Annotated in this window: 2 protein-coding genes and 1 pseudogene; all 3 read left to right on the top strand. The window is 57.8% G+C overall.

Annotated elements, in window-relative coordinates; all coding sequences use genetic code 11:
• Positions 1-118: 118 nt before the first annotated feature.
• Positions 119-412 (top strand): annotated as a pseudogene (locus tag RBH20_RS21315) (DUF6884 domain-containing protein); the annotation flags it as partial.
• A gap of 32 nt (positions 413-444) precedes the next feature.
• Positions 445-765, top strand: coding sequence for a hypothetical protein (locus RBH20_RS21310; protein WP_306712423.1), 321 nt, complete (start codon positions 445-447; stop codon positions 763-765).
• Positions 766-879: 114 nt separating this feature from the next.
• The coding region (locus RBH20_RS21305) for a hypothetical protein (protein ID WP_306712422.1) at positions 880-1,376 on the top strand (497 nt) is incomplete at its 3' end.

Below are 1,376 nucleotides of genomic sequence, written 5' to 3'. Positions count from 1 at the left end.
ACACGAGCGAGACAGAGTAGAATACCGGGCAGGACTCATCCCCACTGGGGTTCACGAGTGAACCCGGCCACGCACCCTCAGAGGATTTTGTGACTCCCTCTCTGGACGAGGGAGACTGATAATGACAACACAGACACAACGGACTCGGGGCCGCTTCGTGCTTGCCGGGTGCGGTGACGCGAAAGCCGATAATCCAGTGGAGGTTCGCAACCTCTACACATCGTCCTATTTCTCGGTCAAGCGATCGTATGCTGAGGCCGCTGTCCAGTGGGCTCGAACTGCTGACCGACAAGCGAATACTTGGGGTGTCCTCTCCGCAGAGCACAGGATCTTGATACCTCGGCAGACGGTCGCCCCATACGACACGCCCATCGAGGACCTGCGTGGAGAACGCATCGAGTCGCACACACATGACTTTGACCGTGACATTTTATTTCACCAACCGTGCGAACAGAGATGGAGATGGACGAGTTCGATATCCTCAAGATGGAAGGCGGAATGCGGATCGCGATCGAGGTTCTCGGGGCATCCCTGCTCGTGATGGCGGCGTACCTGATCGCGATCGAGCCGTTTCTTCACTCGGTGGCACCTGGGGTGTACGCCCAAACTGGGCTGGAGTACAGCCGGACGAACCCCCCGGACACGGCCTCCGAAGTTACCCACTTGCTATTGACGGTATCGACGATGGGTGCGACCCTGTACTGGCGACTCTATTTCACCGACTTGGGGAAGCAGTTCCGCGACGAGGTCGCAGAGGAGTATTGATCGACCTGAGTAGCACCTAAACCGACAATACCGATCTTCTTAACCAACACTCACGACCTCTGTTGGTTAAGACGCTGAACCGAACAATTTTGTGTTCCTCTGGCGGGTGAGAGGATGACGACAACTAATCCGACTCAGACGCAGGACAGACAGCTAGACCAGCAAGCCGGGTTCGAGTTCAGCAGGCCCCGTCAAGAGCATGAGATCGAGGTGTCGTACTCGTGGGGGTATGTCGATACCATCTACATGGACGACCACGGCGAACTTGTCCGCTCACAGGATACTGACGGCTACTACCGCAACGACGAATCGTTCGAGTGTACCTGCGGGGAGACATTCGGTTGCGAGAGTAAAGCAAAATCCCACATCCGAAGCGAGGGCTTCCGGGGCCCGCCGGTGCCGGTCGCCGCCCATCCAGAAGCATTGCGTTGGGAAAACGAGGCGATAACCGACTTCGGGGGGAATGTGGAATTCATTCCAGATGTCGCGAACACGGCTGGCAAAGTTGTCAGCGGGGCTGACTACCTGATCGCTACGGCCCGGACGACACTGACGCCGCCAGCAGACCACGGGTTCGACAGCTGGGAGCCACTGCAATCTGGCCGCCTGGT

Source organism: Haloarcula sp. H-GB4 (assembly GCF_030848575.1).
In the GTDB taxonomy this organism is placed as follows: domain Archaea; phylum Halobacteriota; class Halobacteria; order Halobacteriales; family Haloarculaceae; genus Haloarcula.
Note: the sequence above shows the minus strand (reverse complement) of the source record. Positions and strands in the feature narration are given on the sequence as shown.